This is a genomic window from Gemmatimonadota bacterium, assembly GCA_026705765.1.
Lineage (GTDB): Bacteria > Latescibacterota > UBA2968 > UBA2968 > UBA2968 > VXRD01.
Genome location: JAPPAB010000104.1, coordinates 1 through 21,231, shown reverse-complemented (window position 1 = coordinate 21,231; position 21,231 = coordinate 1). Strand labels below are relative to the sequence as shown.

The following is a 21,231-nucleotide window of genomic DNA, read 5'->3' as shown; positions in this document are numbered from 1 at the left end:
TTCACGGGTTGTGGCCCTCTCTCGGACGGACTCATTACGGCTTCCGCGCTGATACGAAAAAGTCGGATGGCAGCGTTCCCCGTCCGGAGCCCCGGACCTCCTCATCCGTCCGCTCCAGCATCCGCTCTACGATCAGGCCCGAGGCGAAAACCGCGTTCAAGATGTCCGCCAGGGTGTGCGGAAACTCGACAGCGACCAGATCCTGGTTTCCATACTGGTAGGGACCGGAACTCTCATTGCATTGAGAATACTCCGGGGTACGGTCGCCATACACCCGATTTACCGTCCAGGTCCTGCCATCCTCGCTGTTGAGGGTCCAGGCTGAAATCGGATGCATTTCCCGCAAGACGAGTCGTCCGCCCGGCCGGAGTACGCGACACCAGTTCCGGCACGCCGTCTGTAGGTCTTCATACATCCAGAAGTTGTAGTCCGCATAGACCAGATCGAATCGATTGGCCTCGACCGTCGCCAAACGTTGGGAGTCATCGACAAAGAAGGTGACATCGAGGTCCACCTTGAGAGCGTTCTCTTTTGCCAACTCAATCGCCGTCGCGCTGAAGTCACATCCCCAAACGTTGGCGCCGAGGATGCTCAGAGAAAAGACCTGACTGGCGTCTCCAGCACAGCTCAACACGAGCACGTCGAGGCCACGCACATCGCCGAGCATGTCCAACTCGTCCTGATCGAAGTCGTGCTCGCGGTTTCGGTATTGTGCGTAGTATCGCGGTTTGTTGGTGCTGGCTTCGAACCAGCCGCGATGGCACGCTTCCCATGCGGCGCGGTTCATCTCCAGATGTTCTCGTTTGGATCGCGTCATAGATGATGTTCTCCAGCAAACTGGTTTCTAACGATCTACCCAGTCAAGAATGGCTTGCCTGAGAGGAACGGCGCGAATATCGATTGGTTGTATCTATCGAATTGTTTGAAGCTCAGACTCGGATCGTCTTCCAACTTCGCCCAAGCCTTGCACACAATCGAGCCTACTACGAAGGCTTCCAGTAGTTCAATGTGACGTGATTGAAGGGGTATGATGGAAGTGTACCCATTGAGGCACTTTTCGGTATTACCAAAGAGGTTTTTACGCCTCCAGTATCCTAAAGTAAGCGCAAGATCCCAAAGCTGTGGGCACACGCCTGATCCTTCAAAGTCAATGGGCCTGTAGTCTCTCTCTTGCTTAAGGCAGTTGCCCGGGTGATAATCCTGATGGGTAATTGAACACTTCAGTCCATCCGCACCTTGCCACATCTGGAGAACTTTGTTCATACAACCCTCGATAATGGAGAATCGATTCGGTTCGATTCGGCCTAAGGAGAAGAGCCGCTTTAGCCTTTCTGAGCTTTCCTCCATCGCTTTCAAATTCCATTGTCTCCGTACAATCTCTCTTTCGGGCTTCCACTTCTGGGTGCCTTCATGTATCCTTGCACTCAGCTTTCCGATATTTTCAGCATCCTTCAACGAAGTCATGGATACAGCCTCGCCTTCCACCCATTTCAGAAGTGCACACTGAAGATCCCCATCCAGCAACCGCACGGTTGATACAAGTTCGCCCTCCTCATTTCGCTGGGGCGTTTGCAGAGTAACACCGACTTCCTCCTCCAGATATAGCATCCACAGAAGCTGTGATTCAAGATACGCCACTGAGGGTGCGAAATCCCAGAGCTTGACCGGATAGCTCATGATTAGCAGGTATGGACCTGAGTCGCAGTCCACTCTCCACTTGTTCTCACCCAAGAAGTTTTGTACAGCCTGGATCTTGTAGTTGGTGATGCCAAACAATGCCAACGCCTTACGCGCTGATGAGTCACACCTTCTGATTTGCTCTTCTCTATCAACTTCTCGAAAGTCCAAGTATTCGAATAGCAAGGTCAATCCTCAGCGTCGAAATGTGCAAAACACTGTATTAGATGCTCACTCATTTCGTATAATTTCTACGGGGTTTACGATAGCTGTCTTCACACACTGATAGCTGATGGCCAGGCCCGCAACAGTCAAGGCGAGCAAACTGCCCAACAGAAGTATCTCTGGGCTGAGGCCAATCCGGTAAGCGAAATTATTTAGCCACCATCCCATAGCAAAGTATGTTGCAGGTTAGGCAATCAAATTTGCCGCAATAATCCATCTTAGAAAAGTCATCGCATGGCTCTCCATTTATGTGTCGTGTGACCCTCTATCCGTCGCCGAATGTGCCAATTGCGATCTCGTAGTCGTGTCTGTCGGCGAACCCCACCTTTTCTGCCACCCTGATTGACGGTATGTTGCTTGCCCAACAGTCCCAGTAGGGATTTATTCCAGAAGCGAGGGCGTACCTGACAAACTCTCCAGCCACCGCAGTGGCAATGCCCCTTTTCTCGTATGCTTCAATCGTCTCGATGCCTATGCCGCACTTGCCTTCGCTCACGTATTCTGCTGTACACCAACAGACAACAGAATTTCCATCGAGCATCGCAAAGCCGAATCCCTGGTCGAGAAATATTTCAAGGGATGGCCAGCCTCCCAGGATCTCGTCTTTGACCGCGCTAATGTGTGCAAAGTCACTTTGGAGCAATTGGGCGTCGATCTGCCTGAGCTTCAGCGGGGGCGATGGGACGTCAATTCTCGATGAGCTGTCCCGAACAGAGCAGTAAATCCGTCTTTCCACGTTCGTGTGCGAGAGCGGGCCGAAAATCTTCTCCAGCCGGAGGCTCCAGGCATCTGGTGAATAGTAGAGCTTGAAGAACCCGAGTTCTCTCGACTGACCCTCTAACTGAATTTCAGTCGAGAAGATCTCTCGCAGCCCTTTGTAGGCTTCAACGCCTTCAAAGTCTCCTACGAGGTAGATACACCGGCCTTCCCAGACTAATACGGTCCTCGGGGTAGCTGGATCGTCTGCCCAGACTCTGGCAGGGGTTTTGCCATCGATAATGCTATCTACAACGAGGCGGAGGTTGGGCGTGTCAAAATGAGGGCGAATTGACGCGGTTTCTTTACTGTTAAGTCGGTGCATGGTGTCTCACTCTGTCTGCTTTTGTTAGCCGAATGCGGGTTCTAACCATCCGGTTTCGTGGCTATGAAAACCATGTCCTTTTCTTGAGATTGATCCAAAAGTGCATCCCTCTTGGGTATAAAGTAAGAAAGAGTTTAGGCTGAAATTGAAGAAACGCTTGCATTTTTACAAGGAGGTGATGCGCTTGTGTAAAATGATGACGGTTCCTCTATGAGGGAGAGGCATGCGTATGCCACGAACGAGAATCGAACAGAAACAACAGGTTGCGCTATTCGCTTTGAATGGCGTTTTTTTATTGCGTCGGCCACTGCACAATTGGATGCTGTGGCCTTTTTTATTTGGAGGTGCCTATGGATATCCTGAAAGATGGTTGCTGTCCACGACGACGTTGGGGAAAAACGGAATTGTCCATCCCGGTAATTGCCTTTGGAAGTGATGGATTTGGCAATCGGTTCGGCCACGTAAGTGATGAAACTGCCATAAGGCTCATGCTACGCGCTATAGAGTTAGGTGTCAATCACTTTGACTGCGCTCGATGCTATGGAGATTCGCTACGCAAAATAGGGTTGGCAATCAAGCAAAACGCAATCAAACGAGAGGATTTAATCATCACTGGCCGAATATGTTGTCACGGTAGTGGTCAATGGGGTCTCTTTGGAAAAGGAGATCCTGAATATGCATCAGAAATCGCTGATTATTCGTCAGATCGCGTGCTGCCAGATATTGAAGATCAACTCAAATGCTTAGAAATTGACCGCTTCGATGCGCTACTCGTTCACGGCCCCTGGCCTGTCGAACCATCCCTTGCACCGGGCGGTATCCTCGAAGGTCTGGAACAAGCCCGAGATCGCGGTCTGGTAGATTTTATCGGCTATGGCATGCACCACCCTCCCTTTCATTTGAAAGCCATTGAATCAGGGCGGGTTGATGTCCTTTTGACCTACTCTGATTACAATCTGCTTCGCCAAAATGCAGCGGATGATATTCTGCCAGCGGCAGCAGCGCATGACATCGGGGTACTCAACGCCTGGTCTATTTTTAGAGGTTGGCTAACGGGTTTACCCGTTGCGTCGTTTGTCCCCCGACAGGAATGGAAGGAGGATCATCACCAGGCTGAAAATATCCGGCTCTGGTGTAAATCGCAAAATGTTGATATGCTCCAACTCGCTCTACAATTTTGCCTGCGAGAAGCTCGAATACATGGCAATCCAATTGGCATGATGAACATTGAACAGTTGGAAATGAACGTAGCTGCTGTATTAAAACCATTGCCCGATGAAGTATTCGACGCTTTCAAACTGGCGCACTTATGACCACATGAGAAATTCCAAAAGCACGTCCCATTGCGTTAATTGTCCTTTTTTACAGCACTTGCCAGAGCACGATCTTCTGCGTCATAGTCGAAGATGGACTGATCGTATGCCTCTGGAGGGTTCTCGCGTGCCCAGTCAACCGTACGCTTCATGCCCACGTTCAAATCCGTCCTGTGTTCCCAGCCCAGTTCTTCGCGGATCCTGCTGACGTCGTAGATCAGATCTTGCGCGGGGTTCGCCAGTTGTCCGAGATGGTCGGGTAGCTTGTCCTCGGGGAGCGTTCGGATTTCGCCCTTCCAGCCCGCAGCCTTTGCAATCGATTCAACCCATTCTCGCTCCGTGCAGTAATTTCCGTCTCCCACGTTGTAGATGCGTCCGGTAGCTGAGGCGTTTACTGTCGCGGCGACAATGGCCTCGGCGACATCGTCGATATATCCGCGGATGAAGCGCCAGTGCATGCTCTCTTCACCCAGCAAAATCACCGACCGACCGTCGAGCATCTTCTTGAGGTATCCCCAGGGACGATGGTCGCCGGGACCATAAACGGCAGGCAATCTGAGAATCGTCGTGTCGAACGCCTGTGAAAGTATTCGCTCTACAGGGATCTTGTCGTAGAAATCCATGTGTTTGTGCGGGTCGTTGTCAGACCGAAGCGATTCGCCGCGGTAGGGATACAGTCGCGTTCGGAGGTCACCGTCTTCGCGGATGGGGACTTCCTGAAGCGGACCTGTTCCGTATCCTCTCATGATGTCATAGGCGTGATAGACGTCACCGCTCGAGAGGACGACAACTCTGGGCGCAACATCCTGCATGGTGTCGGTGAATGTCTGCGCGAATTGCTCGTTCATGGCAATCGTGTCAAGGAGGACATCCACCTTCAGCGATAGGAACTGTTCACGGAAGTCGCCCAGGTCCAGTCGATTGCCGTGAATATGCTCGACGCTGTCCGGAACGAGATCGGCGTTGTGCTTCCCCCGGTGGAAGACGGTGACGGTATGACCGGCTTCAGCCAGCCTGGCGACAGCATGGGCACCGATAAAGCGCGTGCCACCGATGACGAGTATGTTCATGATGTCATTGTCCTATCTAATAGACCTGTTTTTTTATGTTTTGCTACTCAAATGGATTTCGAATCCCCACCAATGTTTAGCCGAATGCGGATTCTAATCAGCCGGTTTCGTGGCTACGAAAACCATGTCCTTATGCTCAGCGTTCAGGGGCGCGTCCGAGAAGTTACCCTTCACTTCCACGTCGGCGAATCCCGCTAGCTGTAGCATCCAAAGTACCTCATTGCGATGATACCAGCGCGTCTGCCCCACATGCACCTCTTCCTCGATAATCTGGTCACCGTCGTGGACCTCGTATCGGCGTTCCTGCATCTGGATCTGTTCAACTGGGTCCTCTCCCGTGTCTCGTAGATATACCAATAATCGTCGGCCGTCTGGAAGCGCCTTGTTTGATCGCAATGTCCATTCTCCTGGGTAGGTCTTCGCTTCTTCTTTACTGCCGTAGTAGTTCCGGTTCCCCGGAGAACAGGCGAATACGAGTTGTCCTTTCGGTTCCAGGTGGGTGAAACAACGTCGCAATGTCTCCAATGCCTCGGCGCGATCCATGACACACTCGAAGCTCCCACAGGGGATGTAAATGGTACTGTAGCTATGCGGAACGTCGAATGTCTGCATAGATTGCTCATAAAGGACCGGTTCGACTCCGACACGCTCTGCATCCTGGCGGCACACTGTTAGTTGATCTGCTGATATATCTACGCCCTCAACATCAAGTCCATCCTGCAGATAGGCGATCAACAAGCGGCCTGCGCCACACCCTAATTCGAGTGCTTTGCCTGAATTTTTCACAATTATAGAACGATAGAATTCCTGGTCTCTACGGGGATCGGTGACCGATATTGTGGCCCAATGGACGGACGCCAGGCCGGTGTATAGATCGCGTTCGTCGTAGCGCTGCTGCATTGCGTTGTCCTTGAGAAAACCGCCAAGAAGCCCAACTGATCTATCGTTGGGAGTAATCACACCTTCACATTGGCATAGAAATTGACGATGTTCCCATCCGGGTCACGAAACCAAACGGATCGGCGCCCCCACGATTGGGTTGTAGGCGGTTTAACAATCTCAACCTTCAGGGCCTTCAAATGCTCAAATTCCCGGTCGACGTCTTCTACCTCAAACTCGATAGTATAGCTACCATATCCAACTCCCTTCAGGCATCCAGGAGCCATCTTCTCCGTGCGTTCTGAGGAGAAAATTGACAAATCTGCACCCTCCGTTGGAATGATCTCAAATATATTTCCTTCTTCTGGTTCAAGTTTTAGTATTTCTCTGTAGAAAGCGCACAATCTGTCCACATTCTGCGTTATTATACAAATGCCAGTGAACCGCATGATGAACCTCCAGAAGTCTCAGTGAAATTCTTTTGGACGGCGCAGGACGCGTCGCCTCCTTCGAGGTGGTGAAAGTCACGGCTTGCGTATAAGGTTCTCGCCGTGTGCTCACGGTCGTGTTATGTGGTGTTCCGCATCGCTCTGGCTGATTCCCTTCGCCGTCATGAACCGCGGTCGATCCAGGATGTTGAAGCTCCTCGAGTGCAGAGCCGACATGTTCGTGACATACGCCTCACCCGGATCTCCTGTCAGTTCCACCACACGCAGAGGATGACCCCAAACGTCGGTGGGTTTCTCCATGAATCGTTGCCTGCGATCCTCGAAGTCCCTTTTATGAGTTAGATTTCGCAGCCAGGTGTGAGAGGCAAAGAACCTTTGCTTTATGTGCTTGACCTTCAGGTCAAGCTGATGCGGGGTGAGCTCGTTGTAGAACTTGCACACAACGTGGTGTGAACCCTCAACCAGAACCGTGCCTCCGCCTTCCGGATCGACCTTACTCAGAAAGCAGAAAATGAAGATGTCGCGGAGTTGGTCAACATTGCGAAGCGGGTTTCCGTGCCAGTGCCAGTCGGTTGCGATGTCCCAACTTTCTCGCTGCTGGGGGAAGGTGTACAGCACAATGCCGCGATCTTTCGGGGGACGCCACTGTCCCTGACCGAGCAACTGATCTACCACTGCTGCAAATTCTGCCGTCATGGCTTCTCGAAAGATGCGAGAATTTCTCACGGATCGGCTGACTCCACCCGGGTATTTTCGCCAGGTCGCAGGATCATCCCGCAATACGCCCTCTCTCTCCAGCCGACGCCAGATCGTTGATTCCATCTCTGCGGCGTCTTCGGCCGTAAAGGCGCGCACCTTGACGTAGCCTCGGGTGGAGAGTTGCTCAAGGTCTTGTTCGTTCAGTGGTCCGTCAGTCGTCATGGAATTGCCTTTCTATATCGGTGAATAGAATGAATTCGCCACTGATGTCAATCATGGCAGAGGGTGTGGGGATCGAACCCATATACGGGATATCCCACAGGATACCCGTAGCCCTCGGTTTGGAAGCCTCGGGGCCAGCACCACTGGCTCTCACCCCCTGCTCAATAATACGACGATGTCATAAAATGGAATGTTTCGGATGGGATAGGGGAGACTACACCTTATTGGTCTCGAAGCGCTTGCGTCTAACGATGGGGGTGGTTGATGTGGCAGGGCTTTTATTCAGGCTTACGACAGGAAAAAACGACGATATCATGCTCCGATGGTTCGGTGTCCCCGTAAGCTTTCGTCGTCTGTATATCCATAAATCCTGTATTACGCAGCATTTCTTCAAATTCAACTATGTCATAAAACCGTTCATTATAGTCGAATAGTTCCGTCGTAGTGAGCTCTCCATTCACATACACTTCATATTTGGTCAGGTTGCGAATGACAAGTCCACCGTCTCTTTCAGACCATAATGAAGTAATCCAAACAGTCGAACCATCAAGCCGGTCTTCGATTTCAATTTCCGTTTCGCCTGATTTTCCAAACTCACCTTCTTCAGGTGGCGTCTTGAGGTCCAGAATAAACCATCCACCGGGCAAGAGATAGTCCCAGAGTTTCTGAAGCGATTTCTGAGCAGCTTCCCGTTCATAGAGATGACCAAATGAACGGTCCGGGATGAAAATGAATCCATATTGTCGCGACAGGTTGATCTCTTCAATCAACTGTTGATGCAGCGAGGGATCTAAGCCCTTCTCTGCGCATTTCTTACGACATTCAGCCAGCATATATGGTGAAGCATCTACCCCATCAATATCCGCTCCTGCTTCCAGAAAGGGGATTAGAAAATATCCTGTTCCACACATCGGTTCAAGGACCGGGCCTGGTCTTCCAGCTTTCTTCCACTTGTTCAGGTAGAACGGAAGCATATCGCCGCGTCTTCCTTCCAGGTCGTAGCTTTGAGAGTAGATTCTTCCGTAAAAGGACTGCTTCAAGTTTGGGTCTCCTCAACACATCGGTTCAGTGAAATATTTAATGGATGTGTCTGATCCTGGGATCTCTGAAGTTCACGGACGACCACCATAGTCCCAGAGCTATTCCACCCTTTCGGTATGAGTTGTCCGTTACTTGATTAACCAGCTTTCCGTCGATGTAACTCGTCAACGACTGCGCGCGTGCTGCGATCAGAATATTGTACTCGCGACCCTTTTCAAAAGGGAAGTTGACAACACTCAGCTTGTCCACTTCTCCAGCACCAGGTTCCATTTTGCTGATGGCGATGGCCTGCCAACCATAGAGGAAATTGAGCATGTAGTAGGCTTGTCCTTCCTCTGAAACGCGGAAGTGTATTTGCACATCCGGTCCTTCAATTAGCGTGCATAGAGCTGAGATTTCGTAGTCGCGCCAATTCGCATCTCCCCGGACAATTCGGCTTGTCTTCTCGGCTGGCACTTTCCCCCTGACTGCATTGCCGTTGCGAGTCCACGATATCCCTCGCTCTGCTGGCGTGGAATTGGCCAACGGCACATCGGTCTCGCACCAACCTTCTAACCCATCACCCCGCAGGAGCGGTTCCCATGTAATATCGCCTTCCATTCCCCCTAACCCCGATCGGCCGAAATCATCTTCTGGCCCTGAGGCGTTGAAATTTTTTGTTTTCATTTGGATCATTTCTCCTTTCAGTTTTCTTCGTGCCCGATTGAGCCGACTCTTGACGGTTCCCAGAGGAACGCCTAACGTATTTGAAACGCTCTGCTGATCAAGACCGACAAAATAGTGGAGAACCACCGTGATCTTGTCGTCCGTTGGGAGTTTGTTTATCGCAAACCACAGGTGATTCAACCGATTAAACTCGTCCAACTGTTCGGCAGGAGTACTCACCAGATCCCGTTCTCTGAGCCAGTTCTCGTCTATGCGATGCCGCTTCCTCTTGTCCAATACATCAAGTGCTGTATTGCGGGCAATTTGACTGATCCAGGGGGCAAACTTCCTACCGTTCTTCAGGCTATACAATCGGCTGTACGCAGAAACGAACGTGTCTTGCACCACATCGTCGGCGTCTTCTCTCCGTCCCGTAATGGCCCAGCCAATTCCGTAAATAAGACGGATATAACGGCCAGAAAGGATGTTGAATGCACCCATATCGCCGGACCCTGCTCGTTGCACCAGCAGGTCGTCAGTGGCATCGTTGAGGTCAGTGTGGGATGTAGGTAATGACCGCGGCATTTGCCTAATAGACCGAAAAAGCTGCCAAAGGTTCACAGAATTTTGAGCTTAAAAAAATAAACACAAAAAGCAACTTTTATGACTCGGCTATGATCGTCGGATCAACGCCTGGGGGATATGCCAATGCCGCATCGTGCTGTTAGCCGCTGGTGCCTGTCGATCTCCCCAATCATTTCTATGGCGTGTCGATCCACCAGTGATACACGTTCGTCAAGTGCTGTTCATACGCATGCGACGCCTGCAGTAGCAGCCGATTCCGCTTGTGTGGATTCAGCGATCCGACCACGATGCTGTTCGAATATGCTGCGATTCCCTTCTCGCGCATCCTCAAGTAGATGCCGCCATCCCAGGCAAAGCCATCTCGTGAAGCATATAGAACAAAGTGACCTTTTTCCTCTTTCTTACCCTGCAAAAATGCACTGCGTCCGTGCATAAAATAACAGCCGTTTAGCACAGCCATCTGAGGATTTCGGATCTTCTTTTTAAAGTGTGCGATCTTCGGTTCTGACCAAGTCCGGCCGCCGTCGTTGCTCACCACATAGTCCATCGTGTGCTCAGCCTTGCTGTTGTATATGTAAACAATGATGCTTCCGTTATCGCGTATCCCCATGGTTCCGTACGATTTTCCGATGGTGTCGAAGGGAAGCTCGCTGCGCTTCTCGAAGGTCTGGCCGCCGTCGCTGCTCACATGCAACTCGTACACATGCTCGGGCTTGTTGCCCAGGAAATTGATCTCGTTGTCGTTCCTGAAGTGGAGCGCGAGTATCTCTCCGTTGTGATACTTTGCATCGTAGAGCCTGCCCCGACTGTCGCACAGTGCAGATGGCTCACTCCATGTGTACCCTCCATCCGGACTGCTGATGTATGTCGGCACCTGAAATTGCCTCCAAATGACATTGGTCGTGATGTCACACACAAGGAAAAAGAGGACGATTTCACCCTTGTCCGTTCGAATTGCCTTCTCGGCGAAGGCGGACAATTTCTTGCTGGTCTTCCCGCTCTGTCCGGTGTCGAACAAGTTTTTCGAATAGGCGACCACGTTCCGATCGCTCCAGGTCTCGCCGCCGTCTTCCGATCGCTTGTATTCCATCCAGCCTCTAGCCGAGTGGCCCTTGTCAGACTTCTTCGGGTTGTGGCTTTCGGCGGAGCAGTTCGGATAGAAGGCGAGGATCTTCCCGTCCTCATACTCCACCAGTGCGTGCCCGAGATTTCCACCTCTTCTTGCCGGGGCGTGATCGACAAAGAGAATCCCATCGTTCGGTGGGTTTTTGGGGGTGATTTTATAATCTGCTTTGTTTGGGTTTCCGGCCATAAGTGCCTCCCTGGACGAAGTTAAGTGCCTTTGTAGATATTGGAGGAATACATTTCAAAGCCTTCAGGGCCAGGGTAGCCGTCGAAGAGATTGCATTCGGGTACATTGCCGGGTGCGCCATTTTTGAGCCAGTCGATGAAGATGGGGTCGGCATTGCGGTGTTTGAGTTCGGCGATGCCTGAGGTGTGAAGGTCTTGAACGCGATCAGGATTTTCAGACGCGATATTGGCCAGAGAGCCGTAGGGCGTGAGGATGCTGTCTTCGGGGTTGGGATGCCATTCGAGATAGCCTTCCTGGTCGAAGACAGTAAAGTAGCCGCGTTGAAGATGTCGCATCGCTTTGCTGCGCGCCACGCCTGATAGGGCGATTTCGCGGTGGCCCATGCTGTTATTGCGTGCAGCTTTGAGGATGTCGTAACTTTCGATATTGTCGGGAACAGGTGCGTCTGATAGGTTGGCGATGGTGGCGAAGAAATCTTGTGGTTGAAAGATGGCAGAACTGCGACCTGTGTCGCCTTCGGGTGTTTTGATGAAAAGTGGGATGTGTATTTCTTGTTCGCGAACGGGTGCGCCTTTGCCAAATCTGCCGCGTTCACCGACGTTGGTGCCGTGATCGCCTGCGACGAGGATGGCGGTGTTTTTGGACAGACCCGTGGCTTCAAAGGCTTCGAGGAAGCGGCCAAAGCAGTGGTCCATCCAGGTGACTTTGGCTGCATAACTGGCTTTGATGCGTGCTCTGGCTTCGTCGGGCAGGTTGGGATTGCTGCGGGCTTGTGTTCCGCCCTTGAATATGCGAGGATCGAGGCGCCCATCATAACCAGGCGTTTTGTCGTATTTGAGCATGAATTCGGGGGGTACGTCCCAGGGTTCGTGGGGGTCGAAGCAGTCGATCCAGAGGAAGAAATTTTCCCGGTTTTTATTGTCGCGAAGAAACTCGGCGGCGGTGTTGAAGAGTTTGGCGCAGTTCCAGTCGTCTAAGTTGTCACGGCCTCTGTTGCTGCGGGCATATTGAATGGTTGGTATTGGGAGTTCGTCTTCGAGGATGTCAAAGAGCGGGTCTTTTGCCCAGTTGCTGGGCCATTTGGCTTCGTCATTTATCCAGGCGCGGTCAACTTCGGCACCGCGAATGAAGGTCCAGGTGTGAAAGGGATAATCGAAGGCGTGACCTCCGTTGACGAGGTGGGGGGTGTCGTGCAGGAGTTGCGTCGCGTAGCCTGCTTTGCCGAGGACATACGGCAGTGCGTTGGTGTTGAAGGGCAGTGGTTTCCAGGCGTGAAAGGGACTGCCGTATTTGCCGGTCATGACGTCGGTGCGATAGGGGATGGTGGGAAAGCTCGCTGCGAAGGCACGGTCGAAACACCAGGATTGTGAGGATAGGCGGTCGAGGTTGGGTGTTTCGATCCAGTCATTGCCGTTGGTGCCGATATAGTCGTAGCGCATGGTGTCGATGATTAAGAGAATGATGTTCATTGTAAATCTCCGAAGACGGATGGACGAATTAAAACTCTTGAGGCCGAAATAAGCTATAGACCCATTTGTTCCGACACAATAGAAATACATACTGATCAGGCTGACATTTCTTCATTGCTTTCTCTCGCGGATCTGTTCATATAAACAAGCCGTTGTTATCTTTTTGAAACAGGAGGTTATCGGATGTCCAAACCGCTTTATCAACTGGACTGGCAGCGTTGGGAGCAGCCGATTCTGTCGGGGATGACCACAAACCAGGACTGGTGCCGGGTGACGTTGTACAGCCCGACTGTTCTCCGTATGGGCGATACGTACAAAATGTGGTACCTGGGCAACCGAACGGCCACGCGCACGAGCGATATGGATCTGGGGTATGCCGAGTCCCCGGATGGGCTGACCTGGACGCCACATCCAGACAATCCGATCCTCAGCGGCGGGTTGCCGTGGGGCCGTGCATGGCAAACGCCGCACGTAATTTTCGACAGCGATGAGAATCTTTATAAGATGTGGTTCGTGATGGCTGACAGCCGTCCGGGTGAGGGGGGTAGGGCGATCGTTCTGGGACAGAAGCTGGGGTATGCGACCAGTTCCGACGGTCTGGCATGGGAGGCCTACCCCGAGCCGACCTATCCGAGTGGGCGGGGGCCGTGCGTGTTGAAGGAGGGACCAAATGCCTACCGCATGTGGATGTGTTCATCCCCCAGTCCGGACGGAGAATTTGGAGATCTGGTAGGGAATATCTACCACTTCGAATCGACCGACGGCATCGCCTGGACGCGGGATCCCGAACCGATGATCCGGGCTACGGAAACGCGCCGGAGCGTGGTCTATCCGAGCGTTTTGCGGGATAAGCAGGGATATACGATGTGGTACGGATGCCATGTGGAGGGGGGAATCTTTGAGATTTTCTGTTCAACGTCGGAAGACGGGCTGAATTGGACGCACCACCTGAAGGAGCCTTCGTTTCCCGCAACACGCGATCCAAACGATTTCGACGGACGATACACATCTACGCCATGCGTGCTGGACGATGGTGACCGCTACCTGATGTACTATTCCGCTCGAGACTGGGGAAACCTCTACCGGGCAGGGGACGGGACGATTAAGACCGACGGCGCGGGTATTTACCGCCACATCGGAGTGGCCGTATGTCCGAAGAAATGAACCGCTTTAACGGGTCAAGTTCACTCAGGCTTTAACGTTGCTCCGACGACTTTATTCGCTTCACGACGGGAGCTCTCTTCCTTGGAGGATAATCTGGGTGCAACCCGGCCATTCGCGGCGTCTGGGGACGGATCGGTCCCCAGTTGATCGCATAGGGGTGATCCTTACAGAGTTGCTCGATCTTTTCCCAGGCGGCGAGTACGTTCGCCTGTTCTCTTTTGTCTCCGTTCCAATACCGGGTCATTCCAGCGCGAATGTCGATCATGTGGCGGGTGTGATCCAGGCCTATGCGGACGAAATCAATCCGCGCCCCGAATCGCTCCGGTTCGTCCGTAACCTTGCGTGACGCCTGTTCGAGTAGCGCATAAGCGCGGTCGAAGAACGCCTTGTCATAGACATCCGGGTATGCTCGTTCACTTGCCCAAAAGATGCTGCGCGTCTCCTCCATCAGATTCCAATAGGCCTCGAGTTCTGTGGCTGCTGGGCCGAATGCACGTTGATAGTAATTCTGTAGAATCGCCTGCCCATCCTGCAACGGATCCCACAAGAGATGCGCCATGAGATAGTATTGTGGCCCGTGCGTTGCCCAGTGTTCCCATACCATATCGACAAAGATGCCCATCGCTTTTTCACCGATCAGTTTGAAGTCCTCAATTGCTTGTATGAGAGCCACATCCGGCTGTCCCTGAGGCCAGCCCGCGGGGTCACCGACATTGGGTCGCCACATCATGTGCTTCGCGACCTTCGACCACGCGATGTATTGCTCTTTGTGTGTGGAACCCCTGGTCGAACCACGGTCGATCAGGCCGTCTCGGTTGAGGAAATTCGCCACGCTTGCCACAATGACATTCTCTGCCGGAACTTCGCGAATCGGAGCAGGCCGGGAATGCCCGTAGGCCAGCATCATGACATAGTAGTCTCGATCCGGATAGCGCTGCTTGAGTAGCCGCGCACATGTGTTAGCAAACCGGACGTGCCGATCAGATAGTGCGGGCAGTTCCTGCCTGGTCCCTTTCCAGTGAAACGAACGGAGCTCGCCATCTGGATGGTCCCAGGCGCGACAGGGCTCACAAACACAATGCCCGCTAGCCCAGCCGTCGTTAGGCGACGCATTGAAGACGCGTTGATTTGGGTTTTGGTTTAGTGCTTTCTCGACATCCGCGAGCCATTGCTTCGGTACCTCCGGATTCGATTGGCAGAGCTTGGCGTATTTGGGTTGTGGAAATCCGCTCCGCGTTCCGTCAGGCTGAAGTGCGAAGTATTCGGGGTGTATTTCGTGAAATCGCTCCCACCAGTCGCGGAATCCATGCCCCCCTTCCATTTCGAGGGAACCCAACTGCAGCCGTTGACGGCGTGTCCACTTCTGGGATCGACCGTATGATCCCCTGGGTGCCAGCCTGGAGTAACTGAACAGTCCGGCTCGGAAACGAAGACTGGGATGGTAGCGATACCTGAAGGTCGCGAAGCGGATGGATTCCTGCGGGATGATATCCTCGCCGAGATCGCCAGGCCAGAGCCAACGCACGCCGAGTCGATCGTGCAGAAACGTATAGATCGCATTTACAGTCCCATACTCTTGCTGGATTCCCTCGATCCGTTTCCCGTTGATCTGTGCAATCAGGTGGTTGGGATCCCAACGGTCTCGCCCCGCGATTACGAGGTGCTTTTCGCTCGCCGCGATGACGATTTCCTCGGGGTGTTGGAAGTCAAAGTCGATATTTGGAAACAGCGAATCAAGCGCCGGTTGGTAACCCACCCAGATGGCCCGATCTGGGAATTGGCGGGGTGGACCGTCGATCCATTCCGGTCGAGTGCCACAGGTTTTCTCGATGTAATCGGCAAGATCAATCGCGGCTTTGCGCGTGAAAGGTGGTGCATCTGGAAAGAGGATCAGCGGTGCCGGTTTGATCCCGGCTTTTTTGTCCACGAGGGTGAACTCGGCGGTATCGGCTGCTGAAATTGAGGTTAGCACGATGGAAACAGTGCGGAGCAGATTAATTTTTTTTAACATGTTTCATTCCTTGATAGGGGCGACAGACACCTGTCAAGCTATTGTAATAAACTTCCTCATAGAAAGGCCATTTTGAATTACGGTTGAAGCCTTTGAAAGGCCATAAGAGTTGACGGATCAGTGACTATTTCCCTTGCGGCTTCAATAGTCAACCATTTGGCAGCATAGAATTCCTGCATATCAATATTGAAATTGCTGCCATCTGTAAGAAGCAAATACCAGATGTCATAATGAGACTGGCAGGGTTGCACGAGATTTTCTATTGGTGTAATGGTCAACAAAAACGGTTGTGGCTCGGATTTAAAAAAGCGCCATATTCCCAATTCTTCACCTATCTCACGGTTCAAAGCTGCCAAAAGCGTCTCGTCTTTATCTATATGGCCGCCAGGAGAAAGCCAGAGGCCAGACTTTTTATGGTGGATGACAAATACCTTTTTGCTCTGGGAATCATAGGGCAGAAAATAGACACAAAAATGGGTCTCTGGATTTTCATCTCGCGTTGGTTTTCCTTCTTTCACTCTTTGTTTATAGCGACTATAGGTTTCCCCATTGTCACATATATCACGGTCGATAACTTTTGCAATTGATTCTTCTGTTTTCATAGCGGCTTTTTTGAATTTTATGTTGCTTTTTTCGCAGTGATGTACGGCAATTCTGAGATATTGGGGTGAGGCCCCTGCATTTCCGCAAGGTCATTGATTGATGTCCTCGTCTTGATAGCCATCGCTATGGGTGCAAGGGCATCAGCAGCATTCCTTCCAACAGCTAATCCTCCGGCCACTTGCCCTTCATTGTCCCACGCAACTCTAATAAATCCTTCCAATTCGCTATTTACATGTGAAAGAATAGTTGCTCGAAAAGGCACTGCAACGGATTGAACGGAGCCGTCATCTCTTTGAATTGTTCCCACCCTGGCGACCTGGGGATTAAGCCCAAAGGAGATTACTGTGCTTTCCAGATCGAATGGGGAGGTCTTCTTATTTACAGCGTGTAATCCGGCTACTCTTGCTTGTCCCATGGCTATGGTTCCCGGACCAAATCGGATCGCATCACCTGCAACATAGATGTTGGAAATGTTCGTGCGTCCAAATTCATCCGGTTCCAGAAGTCCACGTTCATTAACCTCTATGCCTGCCGCTTGCAGATTGAGAGGTCCCAAATTGGGTCTATGCCCAAGATTGACGAACGCCATTTCAGCTTCGATTTTCAAGCCGTTCTGAATTACAGATATCGCGTCATTTCCGCGTTCAATGCACTCAATAGGTGGTCCGGCTTTAATTCGAATACCTCTTTTTTTGAAGATGCTGATGAGAAATTCATCTGCTTCTGTTCCAAAACCAGATCTGGGACCACCAGCCAACACTATCCAGGTTATACTGGCACCCAGACGGCTGAATATATCGACAAACTCAAACCCAATAGGACCGTCACCCACGACAATGATTGACTTGGGTAGGGCCTTCATCTGATTTATTGTGCTTGCGGAGAATATCCTCTCGCCATCAGGCTCAAATCCGAGTGGAAAATTAGGGATAGCACCGGAAGCAATGATGATGGCATGAGCAGACAGTTCTTGCCGAACCGCATTACTCGTTATTTGTACCTGGTTTGGGGAATTGAATGATGCACGACCAATCGAAATCTGGACACCTTTACGATTGAGTTCTTCAGTAATGTACTTCCTCCAACTACTGGCAACCCGGTCAGTGTGAGCAGCGATCAGGTCCAGATCAAACGCCCCAGATTTAGAGGTGGTTCGCAATAATGGAGACTGTTCCAGCATTTCCATTTGGTCGAGTGCAGCCAACCACACGCGACTGGGCATCAGCTTTCCCCAATCGCCAACAGGCTCTTCAGAGATGATTACCACGCTATCTGCATAGGGGACCGCCGCGACCGCCGCTTCAACACTCGCAGGACCACCACCGATTACAATTATGTCATTTTCCAATGCTTCTTTTTTCATAAAGATTCCCTTGTGCGCGGGAGTTTGTGGCCTATCACCGTGATTGGCTGTAGACAAAGAATGCTGTAGTCTCACGGCCTTTATTTATTGAGCATACTATACAGGCGTGGGATCTGTTCGACCAGGATTTCTGTCCTGGTCATCTTTTCCCACACGTCGCCGACTCCACCATATTCGAATGTCATAATCCACGGTCGCCCCCACGAACCATTGTTAATCTGATCTATCGCCCATGCCAAGAATGGCCAGTCATCATGTCCCATTGGCATGTGATCCACCAAACGGCCTTCAACGCGCTGAATAATTGCTTCATCCACTCCCATCTGGCGTGCCATCTCTATGTAGGTTCCTTCAATCCGATGGATGCCAGTGATGTGGAGTTCTTGAATGTGTTGGACTGGTAAGTCTGTAATATACTCACGGGCGTCGATACCCAAATAGTCAGCAGCCAGGCGAGCATGGGATACATCTAAAAGCAATCTACAACCCGTCTCTGCTACTATCTGACAAATGACTTCTGATAAGAACGCTGGACGTAATATGTTGTGTGTTCTTCCATCGAAAACGTTCTCAACAACTACCCGCTCTGCTCCAAAACGTCGGACCACGGCACTCACATCCCGGATCATATTATCTCTCAGCATTTCGACATGCATCGGATCCGTGGTATTAGCCGATACTTCTGGGTAATCAGTATCTTCCGGTGCCAGGTGTAGATTTATAAAAGGTGTGTCTGTTTGTCCCATTAGACCTTCAACCTGATCCCACTTGGCTGGCTGATTGGTGTGGGTGCTCACTGCATCAGAGATACCCAGGCCTACCTTAAGTGGAAAGTGCAGGTAAATGGGGTGACTTTCTTGAATCGTTGTAATTTGGTCAAACAAATGATCAGAACACTTGAAACGGTCGAAGGCAATCTGCTGCTGCCGCAACAACTCTGCCGCTTGGATAGAATAATTCACAGCAAGTTCCATAGCTGTCTCTCCAGTAGATGCTTTGTCGTGGCAATGAAATCCGCCTGGTTTTTCTATGAGATAGTCTGTGTGATCCGAATAGAGCCTTCCAACAGAATCTCTCTGTGTTCGTCTATTCTCTCGGTTCTCCAGTATTCTCGTGCCCTCTCAAACATTGATCCGAGAGTTTCAGGCTCTTCAAAATAGCTTATGAGATTCATATTCGCAGCAAATACACGAGAGCAATCAACAATCTCAACTTCATAGAGTTCAGTATCTGCTCTTTTCGAATTGAACCGTCTGGCAGCACGCTCGTCTGTCCAGAGGAAGAGACAATCAAATCGACTTGGTCTATATGGAAACTCTCTGAGGCGAACCGTTTCCCAGGCGACTTCCAACAGGACCCTTCCCGTTGAGGCAGCATCTGGAATCGTCACGGTGAGAGGACTGGTTTGCACTTCGATTAGAGGTTGGCGGATCAGATGGTCTTGAAAGTGCCCCGGCTTCACAAGGGTCCCAGAGGAAAGCTCGGATTTCGCTGACCAAAATAGTAGAGTTCCACGACCAATATCAAGAGCCATAGTGTTGGATGCCTCCCTTCTGTTTTTTGTTTTGCCTGTTTTGCTGTCTTTACTTGGTTACGGTCCAGTAGGTATTGGTGATATGTGGTGAACCCGCGTAGGGTTTGCCGTCGTGGCTCCCGTATAATTCCCACTGGTCAAATCCACTCAATCGCAGTAGTAACTGAAATTCTTCCTTGTGAATCCATCGGGTCTGCATTGGCACTTTGGCCGTTTCCCCGTCATACTCAAATGTCCAGGTGTAGGTTTCCGTTTGCGATGTCAGATCACATATTTTTGAGTAATTAACCTGAATCGGCTTCCCTGTCCTGGGGTGCATGCACTCACCGAACTCCTCCTGTCCTGGCGGGATGTCCTGGTGAAGGAGTATGTCTTCTGTGTAGGAGGGAATGTAGAAGTTCAGGAGTAAGCGTCCTCCTGGCTGCAGATGCTCATAGACCTGTCGTAGGCAGTCTATTTGGCTTTGCTGAGTCGGCAGCATCATGAAGGAACTGGCAGGTATGAGAACCGCTGCAAATTGGCGGTCATAGATAAAATCGGCAAGATCCTGTTGTGAGATTCGAGAATCTATATCTGAAATTCCCAAATTTATTGCTTTGTGCCTGAGCACTTCCAACATGGGATGCGAAATATCAAAGCCAAAGATATCAAGCCCATCGAGCAGCAGAGGCAGCATTTTACAACCCGTTCCACAGGCAGCCTCCAATATCACACCGCGCGTGTTCTGCAATTGATTTTTGTAAAAATGTAACTCCCGTTCATTTAGTGCAGAGCGGCCACCAGTCTCGTTCCATTGGTCATAGATTAGCGCCCACCAATGGGTATCATAGTTACTGCCAGTCTCTTGCATGAGTACCCCTCTGCAAAGATAGGTTTTGTTTTTTCGTTATATACAGTTTTTATATAGTCGGGTTTTCTCTTTATTTTTCAGTCATTTAATGAAATTTTTAAGTTTATTGCTGCCAACAAACCTTCATAGTCAATCGACTTGAAGTCTGTAGTATCAATCTCAAAAATAGAGCCGCCTATATCTAACGCCTTATACTTTTTATTTCTCAGAAATTCGTCGAACTGGTCGGACGTTACCAAATGATCTGTATGGCCGGGATGACGCTCCCCAGATTCAGACCGCACTTTGAATCTCTTAAAGAGCACATCAGCGTCGGTTTTGCACAGGATCTGAAATGGCTCAAAGTCATGTCTCTCTTTTAATTCCAGGAGTTTTGGCGTATCAAACTTGGAAATAAATGCTGTGTCAACAATAAGCGATTTTCCCGCTTCAACTTGAGTTTTCAGGAAACAATGCAAAAGCGCCCAACTGGCATGGATTAACCCTACACGAAATTCCCTATCTTCCCAGCCAAGGGTATCGAAGAGGACTTCCTTAATGCCATCTCTGCTAAGAAAGGGGAGGCGGAGTTGCTTAGCCAGTTTTCTCCCTAATGTTGTTTTGCCAGTACACGGAGCACCGTTAATAATAATAAGCAAAGATTTTGTCATTCGTCGAGAGTTCTCCATTCATATACACTTAATATTTGGTCAGGTTGAGAATGACTTGTCCACAGTCTCTTTAAAAGGACTGCTTTAAGTTCAGGGTATCCTCAACAAATCGGTTCAGTAGTCTGTATTATGCCTGGATTCAAATTCTGTGCGCAAAATCCCGAATAAGAGCCTGTCCCAACGTCGGTTGGACCAATATATAGCCTCGCGCTCGCACCCTTCCTGAGTAAATCCGAGCTTCTCGAGAACTCGGATGGCACCCGTATTATTGGAGGCTGTCACAGCCGAAATCCTGTACAGGTCCAAATGCTCAAACCCAAATCGAAGTATTACCTGTGCGGCATCTGTGCAGTACCCCTTACCTCTATCCCTCCTGCGGGCAATGCCAG

The 21,231-nt window shown here is 50.9% G+C and carries 22 protein-coding genes; 3 read left to right on the top strand and 19 right to left on the bottom strand.

Annotated elements, in window-relative coordinates; genetic code table 11:
• Positions 1-34: 34 nt before the first annotated feature.
• The 3 genes from OXH16_13940 to OXH16_13930 all read right to left on the bottom strand — a co-directional run bounded on the left by OXH16_13940 (position 35) and on the right by OXH16_13930 (position 2,983).
• On the bottom strand, positions 35-817 hold the full coding sequence (locus OXH16_13940) for a class I SAM-dependent methyltransferase (protein MCY3682497.1): 783 nt from the start codon (positions 815-817) through the stop codon (positions 35-37).
• Between the two features lie 35 nt (positions 818-852).
• Positions 853-1,863, bottom strand: a complete 1,011-nt coding sequence (locus OXH16_13935) for a phosphotransferase (protein MCY3682496.1) — start codon at positions 1,861-1,863, stop codon at positions 853-855.
• Between the two features lie 304 nt (positions 1,864-2,167).
• On the bottom strand, positions 2,168-2,983 hold the full coding sequence (locus OXH16_13930; GenBank protein ID MCY3682495.1) for a GNAT family N-acetyltransferase: 816 nt from the start codon (positions 2,981-2,983) through the stop codon (positions 2,168-2,170).
• A 350-nt stretch (positions 2,984-3,333) separates the two neighbouring features.
• Here OXH16_13930 and OXH16_13925 point away from each other — a divergent pair, with 350 nt between their 5' ends.
• On the top strand, positions 3,334-4,296 hold the full coding sequence (locus OXH16_13925) for an aldo/keto reductase (protein ID MCY3682494.1): 963 nt from the start codon (positions 3,334-3,336) through the stop codon (positions 4,294-4,296).
• A gap of 35 nt (positions 4,297-4,331) precedes the next feature.
• On the opposite strand, the gene OXH16_13920 is transcribed toward OXH16_13925, so the two are convergent.
• The 8 genes from OXH16_13920 to OXH16_13885 all read right to left on the bottom strand — a co-directional run bounded on the left by OXH16_13920 (position 4,332) and on the right by OXH16_13885 (position 12,667).
• Positions 4,332-5,366 carry an NAD-dependent epimerase/dehydratase family protein gene (locus OXH16_13920; protein MCY3682493.1) on the bottom strand — a complete coding sequence of 345 codons (1,035 nt, stop codon included), beginning with the start codon at positions 5,364-5,366 and terminating at the stop codon, positions 4,332-4,334.
• Between the two features lie 93 nt (positions 5,367-5,459).
• Entirely contained in the window at positions 5,460-6,266 is an 807-nt protein-coding gene (locus OXH16_13915; protein ID MCY3682492.1) for a class I SAM-dependent methyltransferase, read from the bottom strand.
• 56 nt (positions 6,267-6,322) lie between these two features.
• A complete protein-coding gene (locus OXH16_13910; GenBank protein ID MCY3682491.1) occupies positions 6,323-6,694 on the bottom strand; it encodes a VOC family protein in 372 nt (123 codons plus the stop codon).
• A gap of 108 nt (positions 6,695-6,802) precedes the next feature.
• Positions 6,803-7,615, bottom strand: coding sequence for a hypothetical protein (locus OXH16_13905; protein MCY3682490.1), 813 nt, complete (start codon positions 7,613-7,615; stop codon positions 6,803-6,805).
• A gap of 278 nt (positions 7,616-7,893) precedes the next feature.
• Positions 7,894-8,655 (bottom strand): methyltransferase domain-containing protein, encoded by a 762-nt coding sequence (locus OXH16_13900; protein MCY3682489.1) that lies wholly within the window; start codon positions 8,653-8,655, stop codon positions 7,894-7,896.
• 37 nt (positions 8,656-8,692) lie between these two features.
• The gene (locus tag OXH16_13895; protein MCY3682488.1) at positions 8,693-9,886 is read right to left on the bottom strand and encodes a sigma-70 family RNA polymerase sigma factor; all 1,194 of its coding nucleotides are present in this window, start codon (positions 9,884-9,886) and stop codon (positions 8,693-8,695) included.
• A 175-nt stretch (positions 9,887-10,061) separates the two neighbouring features.
• Positions 10,062-11,198, bottom strand: coding sequence for a sialidase family protein (locus tag OXH16_13890; GenBank protein ID MCY3682487.1), 1,137 nt, complete (start codon positions 11,196-11,198; stop codon positions 10,062-10,064).
• 20 nt (positions 11,199-11,218) lie between these two features.
• The gene (locus OXH16_13885) at positions 11,219-12,667 is read right to left on the bottom strand and encodes a sulfatase (GenBank protein ID MCY3682486.1); all 1,449 of its coding nucleotides are present in this window, start codon (positions 12,665-12,667) and stop codon (positions 11,219-11,221) included.
• Between the two features lie 183 nt (positions 12,668-12,850).
• Between OXH16_13885 and OXH16_13880 the strand changes: the two genes are divergently transcribed.
• Positions 12,851-13,831: a hypothetical protein gene (locus OXH16_13880; GenBank protein MCY3682485.1), complete on the top strand. Its 981-nt coding sequence runs from the start codon at positions 12,851-12,853 to the stop codon at positions 13,829-13,831.
• Between the two features lie 31 nt (positions 13,832-13,862).
• Here OXH16_13880 and OXH16_13875 read toward each other — a convergent pair whose 3' ends face one another.
• Positions 13,863-15,167: a DUF4838 domain-containing protein gene (locus tag OXH16_13875; protein MCY3682484.1), complete on the bottom strand. Its 1,305-nt coding sequence runs from the start codon at positions 15,165-15,167 to the stop codon at positions 13,863-13,865.
• 102 nt (positions 15,168-15,269) lie between these two features.
• On the opposite strand from OXH16_13875, the gene OXH16_13870 reads away from it, so the two are divergent.
• The gene (locus tag OXH16_13870; protein MCY3682483.1) at positions 15,270-15,788 is read left to right on the top strand and encodes a hypothetical protein; all 519 of its coding nucleotides are present in this window, start codon (positions 15,270-15,272) and stop codon (positions 15,786-15,788) included.
• A gap of 131 nt (positions 15,789-15,919) precedes the next feature.
• Here OXH16_13870 and OXH16_13865 read toward each other — a convergent pair whose 3' ends face one another.
• The 7 genes from OXH16_13865 to OXH16_13835 form a co-directional block, all read right to left on the bottom strand.
• The gene (locus tag OXH16_13865) at positions 15,920-16,444 is read right to left on the bottom strand and encodes an NUDIX domain-containing protein (protein MCY3682482.1); all 525 of its coding nucleotides are present in this window, start codon (positions 16,442-16,444) and stop codon (positions 15,920-15,922) included.
• 17 nt (positions 16,445-16,461) lie between these two features.
• Positions 16,462-17,808: an NAD(P)/FAD-dependent oxidoreductase gene (locus OXH16_13860; GenBank protein ID MCY3682481.1), complete on the bottom strand. Its 1,347-nt coding sequence runs from the start codon at positions 17,806-17,808 to the stop codon at positions 16,462-16,464.
• An 80-nt stretch (positions 17,809-17,888) separates the two neighbouring features.
• Positions 17,889-18,782, bottom strand: a complete 894-nt coding sequence (locus OXH16_13855) for a DUF692 family protein (GenBank protein ID MCY3682480.1) — start codon at positions 18,780-18,782, stop codon at positions 17,889-17,891.
• 53 nt (positions 18,783-18,835) lie between these two features.
• Positions 18,836-19,342: a DUF2441 domain-containing protein gene (locus OXH16_13850; protein MCY3682479.1), complete on the bottom strand. Its 507-nt coding sequence runs from the start codon at positions 19,340-19,342 to the stop codon at positions 18,836-18,838.
• A gap of 49 nt (positions 19,343-19,391) precedes the next feature.
• Positions 19,392-20,192, bottom strand: a complete 801-nt coding sequence (locus tag OXH16_13845) for a class I SAM-dependent methyltransferase (protein ID MCY3682478.1) — start codon at positions 20,190-20,192, stop codon at positions 19,392-19,394.
• Positions 20,193-20,269: 77 nt separating this feature from the next.
• Positions 20,270-20,842, bottom strand: a complete 573-nt coding sequence (locus tag OXH16_13840) for an ATP-binding protein (protein ID MCY3682477.1) — start codon at positions 20,840-20,842, stop codon at positions 20,270-20,272.
• 114 nt (positions 20,843-20,956) lie between these two features.
• A partial coding sequence (locus tag OXH16_13835) for a GNAT family protein (protein ID MCY3682476.1) occupies positions 20,957-21,231 on the bottom strand: 275 nt, incomplete at its 5' end.

What these genes read in the sequence shown, in the direction of transcription:
- OXH16_13940 (MCY3682497.1), bottom strand. Translation starts at nt 817, where the DNA reads ATGACGCGATCCAAACGAGAACATCTGGAGATGAACCGCGCCGCATGG.
- OXH16_13930 (MCY3682495.1), bottom strand. Translation starts at nt 2,983, where the DNA reads ATGCACCGACTTAACAGTAAAGAAACCGCGTCAATTCGCCCTCATTTT.
- OXH16_13925 (MCY3682494.1), top strand. Translation starts at nt 3,334, where the DNA reads ATGGATATCCTGAAAGATGGTTGCTGTCCACGACGACGTTGGGGAAAA.
- OXH16_13920 (MCY3682493.1), bottom strand. Translation starts at nt 5,366, where the DNA reads ATGAACATACTCGTCATCGGTGGCACGCGCTTTATCGGTGCCCATGCT.
- OXH16_13915 (MCY3682492.1), bottom strand. Translation starts at nt 6,266, where the DNA reads ATGCAGCAGCGCTACGACGAACGCGATCTATACACCGGCCTGGCGTCC.
- OXH16_13910 (MCY3682491.1), bottom strand. Translation starts at nt 6,694, where the DNA reads ATGCGGTTCACTGGCATTTGTATAATAACGCAGAATGTGGACAGATTG.
- OXH16_13905 (MCY3682490.1), bottom strand. Translation starts at nt 7,615, where the DNA reads ATGACGACTGACGGACCACTGAACGAACAAGACCTTGAGCAACTCTCC.
- OXH16_13895 (MCY3682488.1), bottom strand. Translation starts at nt 9,886, where the DNA reads ATGCCGCGGTCATTACCTACATCCCACACTGACCTCAACGATGCCACT.
- OXH16_13890 (MCY3682487.1), bottom strand. Translation starts at nt 11,198, where the DNA reads ATGGCCGGAAACCCAAACAAAGCAGATTATAAAATCACCCCCAAAAAC.
- OXH16_13885 (MCY3682486.1), bottom strand. Translation starts at nt 12,667, where the DNA reads ATGAACATCATTCTCTTAATCATCGACACCATGCGCTACGACTATATC.
- OXH16_13880 (MCY3682485.1), top strand. Translation starts at nt 12,851, where the DNA reads ATGTCCAAACCGCTTTATCAACTGGACTGGCAGCGTTGGGAGCAGCCG.
- OXH16_13870 (MCY3682483.1), top strand. Translation starts at nt 15,270, where the DNA reads ATGGTAGCGATACCTGAAGGTCGCGAAGCGGATGGATTCCTGCGGGAT.
- OXH16_13865 (MCY3682482.1), bottom strand. Translation starts at nt 16,444, where the DNA reads ATGAAAACAGAAGAATCAATTGCAAAAGTTATCGACCGTGATATATGT.
- OXH16_13860 (MCY3682481.1), bottom strand. Translation starts at nt 17,808, where the DNA reads ATGAAAAAAGAAGCATTGGAAAATGACATAATTGTAATCGGTGGTGGT.
- OXH16_13855 (MCY3682480.1), bottom strand. Translation starts at nt 18,782, where the DNA reads ATGGAACTTGCTGTGAATTATTCTATCCAAGCGGCAGAGTTGTTGCGG.
- OXH16_13850 (MCY3682479.1), bottom strand. Translation starts at nt 19,342, where the DNA reads ATGGCTCTTGATATTGGTCGTGGAACTCTACTATTTTGGTCAGCGAAA.
- OXH16_13845 (MCY3682478.1), bottom strand. Translation starts at nt 20,192, where the DNA reads ATGCAAGAGACTGGCAGTAACTATGATACCCATTGGTGGGCGCTAATC.
- OXH16_13840 (MCY3682477.1), bottom strand. Translation starts at nt 20,842, where the DNA reads ATGACAAAATCTTTGCTTATTATTATTAACGGTGCTCCGTGTACTGGC.